Source organism: Streptomyces sp. NPDC127119, assembly GCF_042677425.1.
In the GTDB taxonomy this organism is placed as follows: Bacteria; Actinomycetota; Actinomycetes; order Streptomycetales; family Streptomycetaceae; genus Streptomyces.
The window spans coordinates 31,361-48,845 of the sequence record NZ_JBHXTO010000046.1; the positions used below are offsets into that span (position 1 = coordinate 31,361).

Sequence of the window (17,485 nt, forward strand, 5' to 3'; positions counted from 1 at the left end):
GTACGTACGTACCTAGAAGCTGCCGCCTTCGTACGGATACCGCTCGACCTTCAGCAGCCAGTTCTGGAAGCCGAACACGGTGCCGGAGCCCAGGTTGACCTTCACCTTGATGGTGGCGTCCCGGACGGCGGCCTCGGGCGGGTACTCGAAGGCCCGGATCGTGGTGAGGCTGCCCCATTCCTCGGAGCTCTGCGCGGTCGCGAACCGGTGGTTGTTGCTCTGCGGGTGTCCGTCCTGGCCGCCGAAGGTGATGTCGAGGCTGCCCGTGCTGGGCTGCCCGCCGATCAGCGTCTCAGCGGTGAACGTGGCCACGAACAAGCCGCCGAGGCTCGGGGTGCCCTGTCCGACCTGGGCGGGAATCACGGCTCCGGGCAGGTCGACCCAGCTGCCCTTCGTGGTGAGTTCATAGCGATCCGAGTTCCAGATCACCGCCACGCGCGGCAACTGTCCGGAGGCGTGGATCGGGTCTTTCAGCGCATCACTCATGGCCGTACCTTCCTCGGAGGAAAGTGCCCTGATACGCGTAACGTAGAGCGGCGGTTTCATGAGCGGAGGGGGCGGAATCCGCCATCCCGCGACACCCCGGCGACGGCTTCGGAGCAGCCTGACTGAACCGCCCAGCCGATCACTCGATCTCTGCGCTGCCACAGATGAAGGTGGCCTCGTCGAAATGGCTCGGCTTGAGGCGGACCTGAGTGAGGTGCTCGGCGAGGGCGAAAGCAGCCGCAACGGCCAAGTCCGCATCAGGGGCGGGGTCGGGGCCGTCGGTCGTGATGGGCTCCTCCGGGAATTCGAAGCCGAGACTGCGGATGACTTCCAGGAGCTCATTCGGGCGGGATCCATTACGGCAGCCCGCGTCACGAAGGTCGAACTGCAGGCGTCGGTCCGTGTTCTCGACCCAGAGGAACGAGCCGTCGTTGTTGGCGTTGTTGTTGTCGTAGTGGGAGATCCAGCGGCTACCCACGGAAGCCGGCAACGCCCTTTCCTCGTCGACGCCGAGGCAACCATTCGGCTCGACCATGAGGGTCCACGGACCGATCGAGGTCATACCGAACAGCGTCCGCATGCCGGTGCCGCCGAAAGGGGCGTAGAAGTCGTAGGCGGCTTCGAGGAGTGCCGCGATCCCGGTGCGTACGGGTTCGGGGCGGCCTCCGAGCCGGTGCATCAACTCCGTTGGCGGGACCTCGTGGACGAGGGTGAGGCAGTAGGAGTCGGCAAGGTCCTGGAAACGTTCCTCGAACCACATGTAGTCGCCGGTACTCACGGTCATGCCGCGATACTCGCTCACGCCACTGACAACGCATGGCGGGCAGGGAAGACAACTGCGTTCCTACGCCGTTGAATCCCTCCGTGCCTGTCCGAACCGGGAAGAGTGATGATCACGTGATGAAAGCGGTGCGGTTCCACGAGTACGGCGGGGTCGATGTGTTGCGGGTGGAGGAGGTCGAGCGGCCGGTGCCCGGTGCCGGGCAGGTACTGGTCGAGGTGCGTGCGGCCGGGATCCAGCCCGGTGAGGTGATGATCCGCGAGGGCGCGCGGCACGACCGCTGGCCGGCGACGTTCCCGTCCGGTCAGGGCAGCGATCTGGCCGGGGTCGTGGTGGAGGCCGGTCCGCAGGTGCGCGGCTTCGCGGTGGGTGACGAGGTCCTGGGCTTCACCCACAGCAGGGCGAGCCACGCCCAGTTCGTCGCGGTCGACGACGTGAACGTGGTCTCGCGTCCGCAGGGGCTGCCCTGGGACGTGGCCGGGTCGTTGTACGTGGCCGGGACGACCGCGTACGCCACCGTGTTCGCGGTGGATCCCGGACCGGCCGACACGGTCGTCGTGTCCGGTGCGGCGGGCGGCGTCGGGTCTCTCGCCGTACAGCTCGCGCGGCGGCGGGGCGCCACGGTGATCGGGCTGGCGAGCGGACGGAACCACGCCTGGTTGAAGGATCGCGGTGTCGTCCCCGTCGAGTACGGCCCGGGCGTGGCCGAGCGGATCCGGCAGGCGTCCGGCGGGAACGTCGACGCGTTCATCGACACGTTCGGCGACGGGTACGTGGACCTGGCGGTGGAGTTGGGCGTGCGGCCCGGGCGGATCAACACGATCCGCGATTGGCGGGCCGCGGCCAGGGTGGGGGCGCGCACCTACGGAGAGGGGGCGGCGGCCTGCGCGGTCGTGGTCGGCGAACTGGCCCGGCTCACCGCGCGCGGGGAGCTGGAGGTGCCGATCGCCCGCACCTACCCGCTCGAACAAGTGCGAGACGCGTTCCGCGAGCTGGAGCGGCAGCACACCCACGGCAAGATCGTGCTCCGCCCTTAGCAGGGCGGCCTCCCCGAAGCACGGGACGGTTAGGGCCGTACGTCGAGTGGTGGCTCGCTCGACCGGCGCGGAGCGATGACCCTGTAGTGGTTGTCGAAGGACAGGACCATCGGATGCTGGAGCCGCCAGGCCAGACACGCGTTGACCGCGTCGGTCAGGCCGATCGCCTGTCCCACGTACTGACGCTGAATTTTCTCCGCCTCGCCGAGGAGTTGCACGTCCACGACGGGGATCCGCGCGTATCCCGTGGCAGCGAGGGCCCGTAGACGTGAGATCGCCTCCACCGCCTCCTTCTCCGAAGCCTGTTGATGGAGGAGGTAGTCGAGTTCGGCAAGGACGAGGGGAGACAGGACGAGAATTCTCGCGAGACCGAGCGCATCGACTCCGTCCCGGTGCCGGTCGTCCCGGCGGTTGAAGGCAGCGAGCAGGACGCTGGTGTCGGCCACCGCGAGAGTGACGGGTGCGGTCACGCGGCGCTTCCGCCCCGCAGATACTCGTGCACGCGACTCGCGAGATCGGGTGGTCCGTCGAAGAGCGCCCAGTCGTCCACGGCGTCGCCGACGGTTCCCTCGGGAATCACCAGCTTTCCCGCCGCCCACTCGATCGCCAGTGCCTCGGGGGTGCGCCCGTCGAGAGCGGCGAGATCACGGAGAATGCCCGCCATCGCACCCGAGACCGTGACACCGGCCCGGATGGGCTGCGGTTCTTCGGGCGGCAGTGCCGCGTCATCTCCTGCCGAGATCACCAGAGGCTCCTTTGCTTTCAGGGTGTTACGACTCTATATGTCGGCGCCGACAGTAGAGGGTTGACCTGATCGGACACCCCGGGTGGGAAGTTGTCCGAGGCTGTAGCGGTGCGGAGTCTGGGGGTAGTTCGCGCTCCGGATCATCCCGGTGCGGGCGTCAGGCCGCCAGCGCCGGTGTCGGGGCCCCGGGCGAGGCGGGGGGCGCGCCCAGTGGTCCGGGCAGCGTCGGCAGGTCGGGACTCATGTCCCAGACACCGACCCGCAGTACGGGGCCGCAGCCACTGAAGTCGTACGGAGGCGGGGCCCTTGGTGTGCCGTACGGAGTTGATCACCAGTTCCGACATCAACAACTCGGCCCGGTCGTTGAGTTCGTGAAGGCCGTGGGCGTTGAGGTCGGTGCGCGGCGTCAGGCGGGCGATGCCGGGGCCCCGCAGGTCGCAGGGGAAGCGGAGTTCGTAGTGCAAGGGGGCGGTGAAGGAGAGGGGTTGGGGGGGCCGGAAGTGGCTGCTCAGCGGTACCGGCGGCTGATCAGACCGCCGCAGTCGCCCTCTCCGTGGTAGCGATCGTCGCCGAGCCCACCACTCGTGTGTCCGCGTACAGGACGATCGCCTGGCCGGGGGCCACTCCGCGGACCGGGTCCGTGAAGGTGACCTCCAGGGTGCCGTCCACCAGTTCCGCGCGGACCTCCGTCTCGCCGCCGTGGGCGCGGAGCTGGGCCGTGTACGTGCCGGGGGCCGTCGGGGCCGCTCCGCACCAGCGGGGCTTGATGGCCGTGAGCGCCGAGACGTCCAGGGCGGCCACCGGGCCCACCGTCACCGTGTTGTTCACCGGTGAGATGTCCAGGACGTAGCGCGGCTTGCCGTCGGCCGCAGGCGTGCCGATGCGCAGGCCCTTGCGCTGGCCGATCGTGAAGCCGTACGCGCCCTCGTGGCTGCCGACCACCGCGCCCGACTCGTCGACGATGTCGCCCTCCGCCTTGCCCAGGCGCTTCGACAGGAAGCCCTGGGTGTCGCCGTCGGCGATGAAGCAGATGTCGTGCGAGTCAGGCTTCTTGGCGACCGCCAGGCCCCGGCGCTCGGCCTCCGCCCGGATCTCGTCCTTCGTCGTGAGCGTGTCGCCGAGCGGGAACATCGCGTGGGCGAGCTGGCGGTCGTCCAGGACGCCGAGCACGTACGACTGGTCCTTCGCCATGTCGGACGCCCGGTGCAGCTCGCGTGTGCCGTCCTCGTTCACCAACACCTTCGCGTAGTGGCCCGTGCAGACCGCGTCGAAGCCGAGGGCGAGGGCCTTGTCCAGCAGGGCCGCGAACTTGATCTTCTCGTTGCAGCGCAGGCACGGGTTCGGGGTGCGCCCGGCCTCGTACTCCGCCACGAAGTCGTCCACCACGTCCTCGCGGAACCGCTCGGCGAGATCCCACACGTAGAACGGGATGCCGATGACGTCCGCGGCCCGGCGGGCGTCGCGCGAATCCTCGATCGTGCAACAGCCGCGCGCGCCCGTGCGGAACGATTGCGGGTTCGCCGAGAGGGCGAGATGCACACCGGTCACGTCGTGCCCGGCTTCCGCGGCACGGGCGGCGGCGACGGCGGAATCCACGCCACCGGACATGGCGGCCAGTACGCGGAGGGGGCGGGGGCGCTGCGAGGTCTCAGTCATAACCCCTCAAGGGTACGGGTCCCCGGGAACCGGAGCCCGCGAGTATCCGTTGACGATCACATGGGGGAGACGACGAATGACTCGGACCGGGGCATCTCGCGCCGCGCGCTGTTCATCGGCGGGGCCGCGGCCGCCGTGGGCACCGCCGTGCTGGCCCGGGACGAGCTGGGGCGTCTGTGGTGGCGTACGCCCGGCGTGGAGAAGCCCCGCAAGGAGGGCGAGGTCGACTTCGGGGGCGCGCGCTGGGTCGCCGCGTCCTCGGCGAACTGGCGGCGGGCGGACCGGCCCGACGACTTCGGCATAGACCGCGTGATCATCCATGTCACGCAGGGCAGTTTCAAGAGCGCCGTGAAGGTCTTCCAGGACCCCGGCCACGGTGCCGCCGCGCACTACATCGTCGGCAAGGACGGCCGCATCACCCAGATGATCCGCGAGCTGGACGTGGCGTTCCACGCGGGCAACCGCGAGTTCAACGAACGCAGCGTCGGCATCGAGCACGAGGGCTTCGTCGACCGGCCGGAGGACTTCACGGACGCCATGTACGAGGCGTCCGCCCGGCTCACCGCGCGCATATGTGCCCGGTACGACATCTCCATCGACCGCGAGCACATCATCGGGCACGTCGAGGTGCCGGGCACCGACCACACCGATCCCGGGCCGCACTGGGACTGGGGCCGGTACATACCCCTCGTCCGCGCGGCCGCCAAGCGCGACGCCGAGCGGACCGCCGACCCGAGTACGAGTCCGAGCGGAAGCGCGAGCGCAGCGACGGCTTCGACGGCCACCCCGGCCGCCGGGCGTGACGCGTAACACGTGACCCGGCAAGCAGCCCCGGCGTAGCGGCCTCGGAGAAGCCGCCCCGAAGTAGCGGCCACACCCTGTCCTGTACCTCGCGGAGACTCCTGTTCGGCGGTCGCACCGGCCGCTCGTCCGCCCCTCAAGGAGTCTGCGCGTGTTCTCCGTATTCGCCGACATCAACTGGCTCGCCGTCGTCATCGCGGCCGTCGCGTCGATCGTGCTCGCCGGCCTCTGGTTCGCCGTCGTGATCGCCAAGCCGTACGCCGTCTCCCTCGGCCGCGAAGGCGTGCCCGCGCCGGCGCAGACCGCGGTCACCGCCGCCGGTCCGCCGGTGTGCCTGACGGTCACCGTCCTGACCAGCGCCGTGCTCGTCGAGGCCCTCGACATCACCGGCCTCGGCGACGCCGTGGTCTTCGGACTCCTCGTCGGTGTCGGGTATCTCGGCGCGATGACCTTCCAGATCGCCATCAACCCGAACTTCCCGCGCCCGCTGTACTACGGCGCCCTGAACGCGCCGTTCTTCGTCGTCACGAGCGTGCTCACCAGCGTCATCCTTGTCGCGATGCGCTGACCGAGGGGGCGGACACGGACTAACTGAGTCCCGCCGTCCGGGCCCTCTCCACCGCCGGGCCGATCGCCTTGCCCACGGCCTCCACGTCCGCCTCCGTCGACGTGTGGCCGAGGGAGAAGCGGAGGGTGCCGCGGGCCAGGTCCGGGTCGGTGCCGGTGGCGAGGAGTACGTGGCTGGGCTGGGCCACGCCCGCGGTGCACGCGGAGCCCGTGGAGCATTCGATGCCCTGGGCGTCGAGCAGCAGGAGCAGGGAGTCGCCCTCGCAGCCGGGGAACGTGAAGTGGGCGTTCGCCGGGAGGCGTCCCCCCTCCGCCGGGTCGCCGCCGAGGATCGCGTCCGGTACGGCCGCGCGGACCGCGTCGACCAGGTCGTCGCGCAGCGAGCCGATCTCGCGGTCGAACCACTCCCGCTGTTCGGCGGCGGTCCGGCCGGCCACGGCGAACGCGGCGACGGCCGGTACGTCCAGGGTGCCGGAGCGCACATGCCGTTCCTGGCCGCCGCCGTGCAGGACCGGCACGGGGCTGTACTCGCGGCCGAGCAGCAGCGCCCCGATGCCGTACGGGCCACCGATCTTGTGTCCCGAGACGGTCATCGCGGCGAGTCCCGAAGCGCCGAAGTCGACGGGGACCTGGCCGAAGGCCTGGACGGCGTCCGCGTGCAGCGGGATCTCGAACTCCCCCGCCACGTCCGCGAGTTCGCGCACCGGCATGATCGTGCCGATCTCGTTGTTCGCCCACATGACGGTCGCGAGGGCGACGTCGTCGGGGTTGCGGGCGATGGCCTCGCGCAGGGCGTCGGGGTGGACGCGGCCGTACCGGTCGACCGGGAGGTACTCGACCGTGGCGCCCTCGTGCTCGCCGAGCCAGTGGACGGCGTCGAGGACGGCGTGGTGTTCGACGGGGCTGGCCAGGATCCGGGTGCGGGCCGGGTCGGCGTCGCGGCGGGACCAGTACAGGCCCTTCACGGCGAGGTTGTCGGCCTCGGTGCCGCCGGAGGTGAGGACCACCTCGCTGGGGCGGGCGCCCAGGGATTCCGCCAGGGTCTCCCGGGACTCCTCGACCGTACGGCGGGCGCGGCGGCCGGCCGCGTGCAGGGAGGAGGCGTTGCCCGTGACGGCGAACTGGGCGGTCATTGCCAGGGCCGCCTCCGGAAGCATGGGGGTGGTCGCGGCGTGGTCGAGGTATGCCATGGTGAGCCCGAGTCTAGGTCCTGTCGTCAAATTCCCGACGTCCGCCCGGAGGGCGGGCCGGGCGGAAGCCCTCGTACTGGACGTACTTGGGCTTTCGCCCGGTGCAGCGAGTGGGGGTCCCCCCGGCCGGAGGCTGGGGGAGCGTGCCAGGCGTCGCCCGGCAGGCGGGAATTTGACGACAGGGCCTAGCCCGCTCTCGACCGACTTGGTCAGGTGGGGGCTGTTTGCGCCCGGCCCACGGCTCGTACCGGGCCCAACCGGGCTCGGTCGGGCTCAGAAACTCCAGGACAGCGTGTTGTCCGCCGACATGAAGGCGACCAGGACCACGAGGTCGGCGACGCCCAGGCCGAGGCCCAGGAAGGCACGTCCGCGGCGGGTGGTGCCCCGGAGGAGGGCCGTCGCGGCCAGGATGATCGAGACCGGGCCGAGGACGACGTTCAGCGCGAGCAGGCCGACCAGGCCGAGGATGAAGGACGCGACGGCCATGCCGTCGGCGTCACGGGTCGCGCTCCGGCGCCGCGGGGCGGCGGTGGCGTCGGTGAGTTCCATGAGTCTGCTCCCAGCAGGCAGTCGTACGTGGACGGGGGCGTGACGGTCCGGCGGGGTGCCGGCCGGGCGTCGGTTCAGCCCGAGGTCTCGCGGCGGCGGCCGTGGCGCTCGCGGATGGCGAAGACGATCAGCCAGACGCCGATGACCACGGCGGCCACCACGGTGAAGGAGAGCGGTGCGTGGGCCACGGTGCCCAGCACGACGCCCAGCAGCAGGAGGGCTGCGACGAGGAACAGCATGAGTCGCCTCTCGTGACGATTCGGTGAACGATTGTGGTAACAGTTGTTCACTGACTCCAGAGTCTAGCGCGCCGGACGACTTTCCCCCCACGGAGAACAGTTGTTTACTGCATGGCATGAGTCACAGTCTTGGCGTCCGGCAGGCCCAGAAGCAGAGGACCCGACAGGCGTTCCTGGACGCCGCGTTGGGCCTGCTGGCGGAGCAGAGCCTCAGCAGCCTGGGCCTGCGCGAGGTCACCCGTGCCGTCGGCGTCGCCCCGACCGCCTTCTACCGGCACTTCCATTCGACCGCCGACCTCGGAGTCGCCCTGGTCGAGGAGGCGCTGGGCAGCCTGCACCCGATGATCTCCGGCACGGTCTCCACGGCCGGCGACAGCGACGAACGCATAGACCGTGCCGTCGCCCTGATCGCCCGTCATGTGCGTGCCTATCCGGCGCACATCCGGTTCATCGCCCGGGAGCGCAACGGCGGGGTGCAGAAGGTCCGGGCCGCGATCGCGGAGCAGATGGACCGGTTCGCCGACGAGGTGCGGGCCGAACTGACCAAGCAGGCCGAGTCGGACGGCTGGAGCGACGACGATCTGCTGATGCTCGCCGGACTGTACGTCGACCAGATGCTGATGACCGCCAGCGCCTTCCTGGAGTCGGACCCGGACGACCCGGACGAGGAGGAACGGGTGGCCCGGGTGGCGGGGCGCCGGATGCGGCTGATCAGCATCGGCCGCCGCCACTGGCTGGGCTGACGCCCGGCCCCGCGTCGCACGCAAGGCGCGTACGACGGTCTCGTACGCGCCCTGAGCCCTGCGTTCCCGTACCTCTGGCCTGTCTGACAATTCCCGTCTGCCTGACGCCGCCCGGCCGCCCTCCGGGCGACGACGGGAATTGTCAGACAGGCCCTAGCCCTCCGCCTGCTGACTCTGCTGTGCCTGCCCCTGCTGCCCCTGGCCCTGGGGTCCGCCGCCACCCGGGCCGCAGCCGCCGCCCTGGCCGCCTCCCTGCCCTCCGGGGCCACCGCTCGGCGCGCCCGACGGCATTCCGGAGGGTGCGCCCGACGGAGCCTTCCCCGTCGCCGCGCCGGAGGGTGCTCCCGAAGGCGTTCCCGAAGGCTCCCCGGACGGCATCCCCGTCGGGGCCCCGCTCGGCCGGCCCGACGCACCCCCGCCCGGCCCGCCCGACGGCGGCTGACAACTCGACTGAGCCGAGCCTCCGTTGCCGCTGTCCGACGAGGAGTCGCCCGAGCCGCAGGCCGTCAGCAGGAGTGGCGCGAGCGCCAGCAGGGCGACGGCGGGGACGTGACGTACACGCTTCATGAGAGCAACTCCGTTGGATGAGACCAATGAGATCAGTCCGAGAAACGCATGCAACCAACCGTCCATGGGCCCTGCTTGGGCCCGCGCTGTGCCCCGCCTGTGGTTAGGGCAAAGGACGCCTCAACTCCCCTGCTGTGGAGCCCGCTGGTAAAACTCCGTCACGGAGGCCGCCACCCGCGCCAGTTCCTCGCGTACCCCGGGCGGCTCCAGGACCTCCAGCCGGTCCCCGAAGGCGAGCAGCGGGCGCGCCTCGCCCACGACCCCGTACGCGAGCCGCGCCACGACCCACTCGCTCGTCCCGTCGTCCGCGGGCGGTTCGGTGAGCGTGCCGCCGTGCAGGCGCAGGAACAGGTCGAAGCGGTCGCGCCGCACCCGCACGGTCACGTCGATGCCGCCGGGCCGCTCCTCGACCTCGCACCGCACCACCGCCCAGGCGTCGGCCAGTTCCACCCCGGGCCGCCGCCGCACCGGCGCGTCGGTGAGGCGTGCCGAGCGCACGCGGTCGGCGCGGAAGAGCCGGGGCCTGCCGCGCCGGTCGGCGACGAGGTACCAGACACCCGCCTTGGCGACGAGCCCGTACGGGTCCACGGTGTACGTACGCGGCTCGGTGTCGCCGCCGTGGCGGTAGCCCAGCCGCAGCCTGCGGTCGGCGAACACCGCGTCCTGGAGGGCTCCCAGCTCGACCGCGGCCCCGGCCCCCGGCCCGCCCTTCCAGCGCGTGGCGTCGACCAGGATGCGGCGGCTGGTCACCTCGGCGGCGGGCCGGTGCGGTTCGGGCAGCGCGGCCATCACCTTGCGCAGCGCGGAACCGAGGGCCGCGTCGAGGCCGAGCGCGGTGTGGGCGCCCCGCGCGGCCAGCACGAACAGGGCGCGCGACTCGTCGGCGGTGAGCCCGGTGACGTCCGTACGGAATCCTGCGAGCAGTTCGATCCCGCCGTGCCGCCCGCGCTCGGCATAGACCGGGACACCGGCGGCGGACAGCGCCTCGACGTCCCGGTAGATGGTCCGCACCGACACTTCGAGCCGCTCGGCGAGTTCGGGCGCGGGCACCCGGCCACGGGTCCGCAGCAGCAGAAGGATGGCGAGCAGCCGGTCGGACTTCACGCCCTCACTGTACGAAGACCGGGCCGGCTACGAAGATCGGCCGAGCCGCACGCGGGCCAGCTGGCGCGACTGGGCGACGAGCCGGTCCGCGCTGTCCCAGACCTCGGCGTCCTCCTCCAGGAAGCCGCCCGCGAGGTTGCGGGTGGTGATGGAGATCCGCAGGGGCCCCGGCGCCGGACGGCTGCGCACGTGCACGGTCAGCTCGACGGTGGGCACCCAGCCGGTGAGGCCGAGTTCGAAGGCGGTCGGCGGCAGCGCGTCCACCGCGAGGAGCAGCGACAGCGGGTCGGCGTCGCGGCCGTCGGCGAGGCCGAACCAGGCGCGCATCTCGCCCCGGCCGGACGGCGCTCCGAGGGCCCAGCCGAGCGTGCCCGGGTCGAGCTTGAGCATCAGCCGGTCGGCGATGGCGGAGCTGCCGGGGACGGGGGCGCCGCTGGGGCTGTCCGAGGCGCCGAAGCACTGGTCGATCGGTGGGATCGCGGGCGGCCTTGCGGTCGTACGGACGTCGTCGGGCAGGCCGTCGAGGTCCCCGTACGAGGCGAGGACGCGGATCCGCTCGACCTCGTGGCCCTCGTCGTCGTACTGGAAGAGGGACGCCTGGCCGGTGGAGAGGGTGCGGCCGGCGCGGACGATCTCGGTGCGCACGACCGCGGGGCCCGGCCGGGACGCCGTCAGGTAGTGCGCGGAGATCGTGAACGGGTCGGAGTGCGGCAGGGCGTCGGCGAGGGCGCGGCCCAGGACGGCGAGGAGGTAGCCGCCGTTGACGGCGCTGATGATCGTCCACCCGGCGGACAGGTCGATGTCGTAGACGCCGGGTTCGCGTCGGGTGACCGCGGTGTCGCGGTCGAACTCGCTGTCGCCGATCCTGGCCCGCAGCGCGTGCGCGGAAGCTGCTTCTGGCATGGATGAACGGTACAACAGGTGATTACTAAGCGGTAGCTTTTTCTGTTTCGATCAGGTGAACCCAAGGGTTCACTCCGGCACCTCCACCGCCGTCGAGCGCCGGTGCCACGCCCGGGGCGCGCGCCAGTGGTAGCGCATCGCGAGCAGCCGCAGCGCGAAGGCGGTGACGACCGCGAGCCCCGAGGTGAACGGGCTCAGCACGTCGTAGCGGATGCACAGGACGACCATCGTGGCGCCGACGATCGCGGGCACGGCGTACAGGTCGCGGTCCCAGCGCAGCAGCGACGGCACCTCGTTGGCGAGGACGTCCCGCAGCACACCGCCGCCGACGGCCGTGGCGAGGCCGAGGGTCGCGGAGGCGGTGAGGCCGAGCCCGTACTCGTACGCCTTCGTCGTGCCGGAGACGCAGAAGAGGCCGAGGCCGGCCGCGTCGAAGACGTTCACGCCGAGCTGGATCCGTTCCACCTCGGGGTGGAGGAAGAACACGAGCAGGGTGGCGAGGAGCGGGGTGAGGAAGTATCCGAGGTCCGTGAAGGCCGCGGGCGGCACCGCGCCGATGATCAGGTCCCGGAACAGGCCGCCGCCCAGCGCGGTGACCTCCGCGAGGACGGCCATGCCGAAGACGTCGAAGTTCTTGCGCACGGCCAGCAGAGCGCCGGAGATCGCGAAGAAGAAGATGCCGACGAGTTCGAGCGTGTGCTGGACGGAGGGGGTGAAGAGTTGCTGGAGCACCTCTGTATTCTCACCCAGCACCGAGCCCCCGCCTTACATTGCAAGGCGGGGGCTCGGTGTTATGTGCCTTACTTACGGCACTTGCTTCTCTTACTTCTCCTTGGCGGGAGCCTCGTCCTCGGGCTCGGCCACGGCCGGCGACACGGCCGGCGTCTCGGCCGGAGTGGCCGCGACCTCCGCCGCCACCGCGGCCGAGGTCGCCGCGGACTCCGCGAGCACCTCGTCGGCCACCAGCTCCGCCGCCTGCTTCGCGACGGTCAGCAGCACGGTGTCCTGCGGTGCCTGGTCCTCGAAGTTCTCCGGGTGGTGGCAGGCGACCTGCTGACCGGGCTTCAGCTCCAGGAGCGGCGGCTCGGTGGTCGTGCAGATCTGCGTGGCCTTCCAGCACCGGGTGTGGAAGCGGCAGCCGCTCGGCGGCGAGATCGGCGAGGGCACGTCTCCCTGGAGCAGGATGCGCTCGCTCTTGGCCGACTTGCGCCGCGGGTCCGGGATCGGCACGGCCGACATGAGCGCCTTGGTGTACGGGTGCATCGGCGCCTTGTACAGCGAGTCGCGGTCGGCCAGCTCGACGATCTTGCCGAGGTACATCACGGCGATACGGTCCGAGACATGGCGTACGACGGACAGGTCGTGCGCGATGATCACGTACGTGAGGCCGAGCTCCTGCTGGAGGTCGTCCAGCAGGTTCACCACCTGCGCCTGGATCGACACGTCGAGCGCGGAGACCGGCTCGTCCGCCACGACCATCTTCGGGTTGAGCGCGAGCGCGCGGGCGATGCCGATGCGCTGGCGCTGGCCGCCGGAGAACTCGTGCGGGTAGCGGTTGTAGTGCTCGGGGTTGAGTCCGACCACCGACAGCAGCCGCTGGACCTCCTTCTTGACACCGCCCTCGGGCGTGACGCCCTGGAGCTTGAAGGGGGCGCTGATGATCGTGCCGATGGTGTGGCGCGGGTTCAGCGACGAGTAGGGGTCCTGGAAGATCATCTGGACGTCACGGCGCATCGGACGCATCGCGCCGACACCGAGGTGCGTGATGTCCTTGCCCTCGAACTCGATCCGGCCCGCGGTCGGTTCGAGGAGCCGCGTGATCAGCCGGCCCATCGTCGACTTGCCGCAGCCGGACTCGCCCACGACGCCCAGGGTCTCACCGGACTTGACCTCGAAGTCGAGGCCGTCGACCGCCCGCACCGCGCCGACCTGCCGCTGCAGCAGGCCCTTGCGGATCGGGAAGTGCTTCTGCAGCCCGGTCACCTTCAGGAGCGTCTCACCGGGAGCGGCGTCCCTGGTGAGGGTCGCGCCGCCACTCTGCGCGGAAGGGGTCACAGGTTTGTCCTCGCTCACAGCTTGGGCGCAATCTCTTCGGTCCAGATCCGTTCCCGCTGCTCCTGCGTCATGTGGCAGGCGGCCCAGTGCTGACCGCCGACCTGGGCCAGCTCCGGGCGGACCGTGCGGGTGACGTTGTCCTTGGGGACGTCCGCGTACGAGCAGCGCGGGTTGAAGGCGCAGCCCGTCGGAAGGTTGATCAGCGAGGGCGGGGAGCCCTTGACCGGGATCAGGCGTTCGGTCTGCTCACGGTCGAGCCGCGGCATGGAACCCAGCAGACCCCAGGTGTAGGGGTGCTTGGGCTCGTAGAAGACCTTCTCGGCCGGCCCCCGCTCGATGCAGCGGCCGCCGTACATCACCAGGATGTCGTCGGAGAGTTCGGCGACGACGCCCAGGTCGTGGGTGATGACGATGACCGCGGAGCCGAACTCCTTCTGCAGGTCACGGATGAGGTCGAGGATCTGCGCCTGGACGGTCACGTCCAGGGCGGTCGTCGGCTCGTCCGCGATCAGCAGTTCGGGGTTGTTGACCAGCGACATCGCGATCATCGCGCGCTGGCGCATACCGCCGGAGAACTCGTGCGGGTAGCTGTCGACCCGCTTGTCGGGCTGCGGGATGCCGACCCGGTCGAGCATCTCGACGGCCCGCCTGCGGGCCACCTTCTTGGTGACCTTGTGGTGGATCTGGTAGGCCTCCACGATCTGCTGACCGATCGTGTAGTACGGGTGCAGCGCGGACAGCGGGTCCTGGAAGATCATCGCCATCTCGCGGCCACGCAGCTTGCGCACGTGGTCGGGGTCGGCGGTGAGCAGTTCCGTGCCGTCCAGCCAGATCTCGCCGGAGATCTGCGCCTTGCGCTTGCCGTACTGACCGGTCGTGTGCAGGCCCATGATGCCGAGCGAGGTCACCGACTTGCCCGAACCCGACTCGCCCACGATGCCGAGGGTCTTGCCCTTCTCCAGCGAGAAGCTGAGCCCGTCGACGGACTTGACCAGTCCGTCGTCGGTCGGGAAGTGCACCTTGAGGTCGCGGACTTCGAGGAAGGCGGAGGGGGTGGGCGAGTCCTTGACGGGCTCCCCCACGGCGGCTCCGCTCTTGCTGAGTTCGGTCATGAGAGCCTCACTCGGGGGTCGATCACGGCGTACAGCAGGTCCACCAGCAGGTTCGCGATGATCACCGCGAGCGAGGTGATCAGCGTGACGCCCAGGATGACGGGCAGGTCCTTGTCGCTGATCGCCTTGAGGACGGCCTGGCCGAGGCCGGGAAGGCTGAAGGTGGTCTCGGTGAGGATCGCGCCACCGATCAGCGCACCGAGGTCCATGCCGAGCATGGTGAGGATCGGCGTCATGGTGGAACGCATCGCGTGCTTTCCGATGACGACGGGTTCGGTCAGGCCCTTGGCACGGGCCGTGCGGATGTAGTCCTCGCCCAGGACCTCCATCATGGTGGCTCTGGTGATGCGGGCGTACATCGCGGCGTACAGGAAGGCGAGGGTGATCCAGGGGAGGATCATGCCGCCGAGCCAGCCGGTGAAGCTCTCTTCGAGCGGGACGTAGCTGCCGTCGATCCAGCCGAGTCCGTAACTGAAGATCGCCAGCGACAGCATGCCGGTGAAGTAGATGGGGAGCGAGACGCCACCGAGGGCGATGATCATCGCGCCACGGTCCCAGAAGGAACCGCGCTTGAGCGCGGAGAGCACACCCGCCGCCACACCGAAGAGCAGCCACAGGAAGGCAGCACCGAGCGCGAGACCCAGGGTCACCGGGAAGCGGTCGGTGAGCACCGGCCAGATGGCCTGCTCGCTGCGGAAGGAGTAGCCGAAGCAGGGCGCCGCGCACTGCGTGACGTCGCCGCCACCCGAGTACGTACGGCCTACGAAGATGCCTTTGAAGAACTCCCAGACCTGGGCGAAGATCGGGTCTGCCAGACCGAGCTTCTGCCGCACGGCCTCGATGGCCGCAGGGTCCGCCTGCTTGCCGACGAACATCGTGGCCGGGTCCACGCCCGCCCAGCGGGGGACGAGGAAGAAGATGCAGAAGACCACCAGGATGATGATCACCAGCATCACTGCGGCGGCGAAGAGCCGCCTGATGAGGTATGCGAGCACTGCTCTCGGCCCGGCGGCGGGGCCGCGGGCCACCGGAGGTCTTCCGGTGGCCCGCGGGTCACGCCGCGCCGGCCTTCACCTGCCTTTCGTGCCGTATGGCGGGTGCGCCGGTCGGTGTTACTTCTTCAGGCCGAGGTTGACGAAGTCGTACTGACCGCTGTAACCGTCGGTGGTGTAGACGTTCGCGAGACGGTTCGAACGCCAGTTGATGAACTTCTCGAAGACGAAGGGCAGGTAGTAACCGCCCTCCATGACCTTGTGGTTGATCTCCGTGGAGATCGCGGCCTTCTTCGTGGAGTCGAGCTCCTTGGTGTAGCTGTCGAACAGACCGTCGATGGTCTTGTCCTTGATCAGGGCGAAGTTGTTGTTGCCGCTCTCAAGGATGTAGTCGCCGCTCCACAGGGGCAGGCCGTAACCCTGGACGCTGGGGAAGTCCGGGCCCCAGCCCATGATGATGATGCCGTAGCCCTTCTTCTTGACGTTCGAGGGGCTACCGATGATGCCGGTGGTCTGGGCACCGTCGAACTGCTCGATGTCGACGGTGATGCCGACCTTCTTCAGCGACGCCTGGAGGGACTCGGCGGTCGCCACCTCGACGGGCTTGTTGTTACGGACCGCGATGGTGGTCTTGAAGCCGTTCGGCTTGCCGCAGGCCTTGAGCTCTTCCTTGGCCTTGGCGACGTTGCCGTTCTTGTTCGCCGTCGCCGACTCGTACGGGTCGTACTTCTGGCCCTCGGAGCCCGGGACCGACGGCGGCAGCATGTTGGTACCGATGTCACCACCGGCGACCGGGCCGCCACGAGCGGTCTGGAGCGACTCGTGGTCGGCACCGTAGATCACGGCCTTGCGGCAGTGCTCGTTGTCGAACGGCTTGACGCTCTGCGGGAAGACCGCGTAGCGGATGTAGCCGGAGACCGGGTTGTCCAGGTTGCCCTTGTGCTCCTTCAGGGCGGTGGTGCGGCCCTGCGGGGAGAGACCGGTCTGGCCGATGTCCAGGTCGTAGTCGCCCTTGATCAGGCGCTGGTCCATGTCATTGGCGTTGGTGAAGAAGTCGACCGTGATCTTGTCCGGGTACGCCTTGCGGATCGGGTCCGAGGACTCTTTCCACTCGGTGTTGCGGACGAGCACGATGCCCTTGCTCGGCGTGTACGACTGGAACTTGTACGGGCCGGACGAGAACGGCTTCAGGCCGTACTTGGACTTGGTGTCCTTGTCCTGGCGGACCGGGGAGGCCGAGGTCAGCGCGAGCATCTCCTCGAAGTCCGAGTTCGCCTCGGGCAGCTTGAAGACGATCGTCTTGTCGTCGGGCGTCTCGATCGCCTTCAGGCCGAGCTTGTCCGCGGACTTGTCCTTGTACGGGCCCTTGTACTCCTTCTTCGGGTCCAGGACCTGCTGAAGGTAGATCGGACCGCCGGAGAGCACGTCCTGCGCCCACGCGCGCTCGATGCCGTACTTGACGTCCTTGGAGGTGATGGGCTTGCCATCTTCCCAGGTCGACCCGTCACGCAGCGTGTACGTGTAGGTCTTGCCGTCGTCCGAGACCTTCGCGGCCGCGGTGGCGAGGTCCGGCGTGACCTTGGCACCGTCGGCGCCCGGCTGGGTCGCGTTGGTGACCAGCTGGCGGCTGTAGTACCGGGAGAAGTTCCACATGAAGCCGTAGTAGCCGCGGGTGGTGTCCCACGAGTCGGCATCCTGGGCGCCCGCGAACTTGAGCGTGCCGCCCTTCTTGGCGAGGGAGGCCTGGGCGACCTTGTTGTTCGCGGCGTCGAAGCCGGCCGCGCCGGTCTTCGAACCGCCCCCGTCGTCGTCGTTGCCGCCGCCGCACGCCGCCGTGGACAGCAGTGCAGCGACCACGGCTGCGGCGGCCACGGCCTGCTTGCGCCGCCCTGTGGTGCGTTGGGTACTCACTCGGATCCTCCGATATGTAGCGGCCCGTCGACAGATGACGGGCCCTT

The 17,485-nt window shown here is 69.7% G+C and carries 20 protein-coding genes; 4 read left to right on the forward strand and 16 right to left on the reverse strand.

The genetic code is table 11. The annotated features are described in order from the left end of the window. Positions 1–12: 12 nt before the first annotated feature. Together ACFVH5_RS20935 and ACFVH5_RS20940 are read right to left on the reverse strand one after the other, a co-directional pair. Positions 13–486 (reverse strand): hypothetical protein, encoded by a 474-nt coding sequence (locus ACFVH5_RS20935; RefSeq protein ID WP_385835136.1) that lies wholly within the window; start codon positions 484–486, stop codon positions 13–15. A gap of 139 nt (positions 487–625) precedes the next feature. Beyond that, entirely contained in the window at positions 626–1,270 is a 645-nt protein-coding gene (locus ACFVH5_RS20940; protein ID WP_385835137.1) for a DUF6461 domain-containing protein, read from the reverse strand. Between the two features lie 116 nt (positions 1,271–1,386). Between ACFVH5_RS20940 and ACFVH5_RS20945 the strand changes: the two genes are divergently transcribed. Continuing rightward, a complete protein-coding gene (locus ACFVH5_RS20945) occupies positions 1,387–2,304 on the forward strand; it encodes an NADP-dependent oxidoreductase (RefSeq protein WP_385835138.1) in 918 nt (305 codons plus the stop codon). A gap of 29 nt (positions 2,305–2,333) precedes the next feature. Here the strand turns inward: ACFVH5_RS20945 and ACFVH5_RS20950 are convergent, their stop codons facing one another. From ACFVH5_RS20950 to mnmA, 3 genes are all read right to left on the reverse strand, one after another. After that, positions 2,334–2,774 carry a type II toxin-antitoxin system VapC family toxin gene (locus ACFVH5_RS20950; RefSeq protein WP_385835139.1) on the reverse strand — a complete coding sequence of 147 codons (441 nt, stop codon included), beginning with the start codon at positions 2,772–2,774 and terminating at the stop codon, positions 2,334–2,336. Next, positions 2,771–3,049 carry a hypothetical protein gene (locus ACFVH5_RS20955; protein WP_385835140.1) on the reverse strand — a complete coding sequence of 93 codons (279 nt, stop codon included), beginning with the start codon at positions 3,047–3,049 and terminating at the stop codon, positions 2,771–2,773. Before ACFVH5_RS20955 ends, ACFVH5_RS20950 begins: the two co-directional genes overlap by 4 nt. Before the next feature lie 528 nt (positions 3,050–3,577). After that, a complete protein-coding gene (gene mnmA / locus ACFVH5_RS20960; protein WP_384807624.1) occupies positions 3,578–4,705 on the reverse strand; it encodes a tRNA 2-thiouridine(34) synthase MnmA in 1,128 nt (375 codons plus the stop codon). Between the two features lie 60 nt (positions 4,706–4,765). Between mnmA and ACFVH5_RS20965 the strand changes: the two genes are divergently transcribed. Further along, positions 4,766–5,515: an N-acetylmuramoyl-L-alanine amidase gene (locus ACFVH5_RS20965; RefSeq protein ID WP_385835141.1), complete on the forward strand. Its 750-nt coding sequence runs from the start codon at positions 4,766–4,768 to the stop codon at positions 5,513–5,515. 142 nt (positions 5,516–5,657) lie between these two features. Further along, positions 5,658–6,074 carry a DUF1761 domain-containing protein gene (locus ACFVH5_RS20970; protein WP_385835142.1) on the forward strand — a complete coding sequence of 139 codons (417 nt, stop codon included), beginning with the start codon at positions 5,658–5,660 and terminating at the stop codon, positions 6,072–6,074. 19 nt (positions 6,075–6,093) lie between these two features. Here ACFVH5_RS20970 and ACFVH5_RS20975 read toward each other — a convergent pair whose 3' ends face one another. The 3 genes from ACFVH5_RS20975 to ACFVH5_RS20985 form a co-directional block, all read right to left on the reverse strand. Beyond that, a complete protein-coding gene (locus tag ACFVH5_RS20975) occupies positions 6,094–7,263 on the reverse strand; it encodes a cysteine desulfurase family protein (RefSeq protein ID WP_385835143.1) in 1,170 nt (389 codons plus the stop codon). Between the two features lie 273 nt (positions 7,264–7,536). After that, positions 7,537–7,812: a DUF4190 domain-containing protein gene (locus tag ACFVH5_RS20980; protein WP_385835144.1), complete on the reverse strand. Its 276-nt coding sequence runs from the start codon at positions 7,810–7,812 to the stop codon at positions 7,537–7,539. 74 nt (positions 7,813–7,886) lie between these two features. After that, positions 7,887–8,051 carry a hypothetical protein gene (locus tag ACFVH5_RS20985; RefSeq protein WP_385835145.1) on the reverse strand — a complete coding sequence of 55 codons (165 nt, stop codon included), beginning with the start codon at positions 8,049–8,051 and terminating at the stop codon, positions 7,887–7,889. Positions 8,052–8,167: 116 nt separating this feature from the next. Between ACFVH5_RS20985 and ACFVH5_RS20990 the strand changes: the two genes are divergently transcribed. Then, complete coding sequence (locus ACFVH5_RS20990) at positions 8,168–8,794, forward strand: TetR family transcriptional regulator (protein WP_385835146.1); 627 nt, start codon at positions 8,168–8,170, stop codon at positions 8,792–8,794. A gap of 153 nt (positions 8,795–8,947) precedes the next feature. Here ACFVH5_RS20990 and ACFVH5_RS20995 read toward each other — a convergent pair whose 3' ends face one another. The 8 genes from ACFVH5_RS20995 to ACFVH5_RS21030 all read right to left on the reverse strand — a co-directional run bounded on the left by ACFVH5_RS20995 (position 8,948) and on the right by ACFVH5_RS21030 (position 17,438). After that, on the reverse strand, positions 8,948–9,361 hold the full coding sequence (locus tag ACFVH5_RS20995) for a hypothetical protein (protein ID WP_385835147.1): 414 nt from the start codon (positions 9,359–9,361) through the stop codon (positions 8,948–8,950). Positions 9,362–9,481: 120 nt separating this feature from the next. Continuing rightward, positions 9,482–10,465 carry a helix-turn-helix transcriptional regulator gene (locus ACFVH5_RS21000; protein ID WP_385835148.1) on the reverse strand — a complete coding sequence of 328 codons (984 nt, stop codon included), beginning with the start codon at positions 10,463–10,465 and terminating at the stop codon, positions 9,482–9,484. Positions 10,466–10,492: 27 nt separating this feature from the next. Then, on the reverse strand, positions 10,493–11,368 hold the full coding sequence (locus tag ACFVH5_RS21005; RefSeq protein ID WP_384807638.1) for a thioesterase family protein: 876 nt from the start codon (positions 11,366–11,368) through the stop codon (positions 10,493–10,495). Positions 11,369–11,437: 69 nt separating this feature from the next. After that, the gene (locus ACFVH5_RS21010; RefSeq protein WP_384807640.1) at positions 11,438–12,100 is read right to left on the reverse strand and encodes a trimeric intracellular cation channel family protein; all 663 of its coding nucleotides are present in this window, start codon (positions 12,098–12,100) and stop codon (positions 11,438–11,440) included. A 90-nt stretch (positions 12,101–12,190) separates the two neighbouring features. Continuing rightward, positions 12,191–13,423, reverse strand: coding sequence for an ABC transporter ATP-binding protein (locus ACFVH5_RS21015; RefSeq protein WP_385835149.1), 1,233 nt, complete (start codon positions 13,421–13,423; stop codon positions 12,191–12,193). A 14-nt stretch (positions 13,424–13,437) separates the two neighbouring features. Continuing rightward, a complete protein-coding gene (locus ACFVH5_RS21020) occupies positions 13,438–14,535 on the reverse strand; it encodes an ABC transporter ATP-binding protein (protein ID WP_385835150.1) in 1,098 nt (365 codons plus the stop codon). Continuing rightward, a complete protein-coding gene (locus ACFVH5_RS21025) occupies positions 14,532–15,530 on the reverse strand; it encodes an ABC transporter permease (RefSeq protein ID WP_384807645.1) in 999 nt (332 codons plus the stop codon). Before ACFVH5_RS21025 ends, ACFVH5_RS21020 begins: the two co-directional genes overlap by 4 nt. 117 nt (positions 15,531–15,647) lie before the next feature. Next, positions 15,648–17,438, reverse strand: a complete 1,791-nt coding sequence (locus ACFVH5_RS21030) for an ABC transporter substrate-binding protein (RefSeq protein ID WP_385835151.1) — start codon at positions 17,436–17,438, stop codon at positions 15,648–15,650. Positions 17,439–17,485 lie beyond the last annotated feature (47 nt).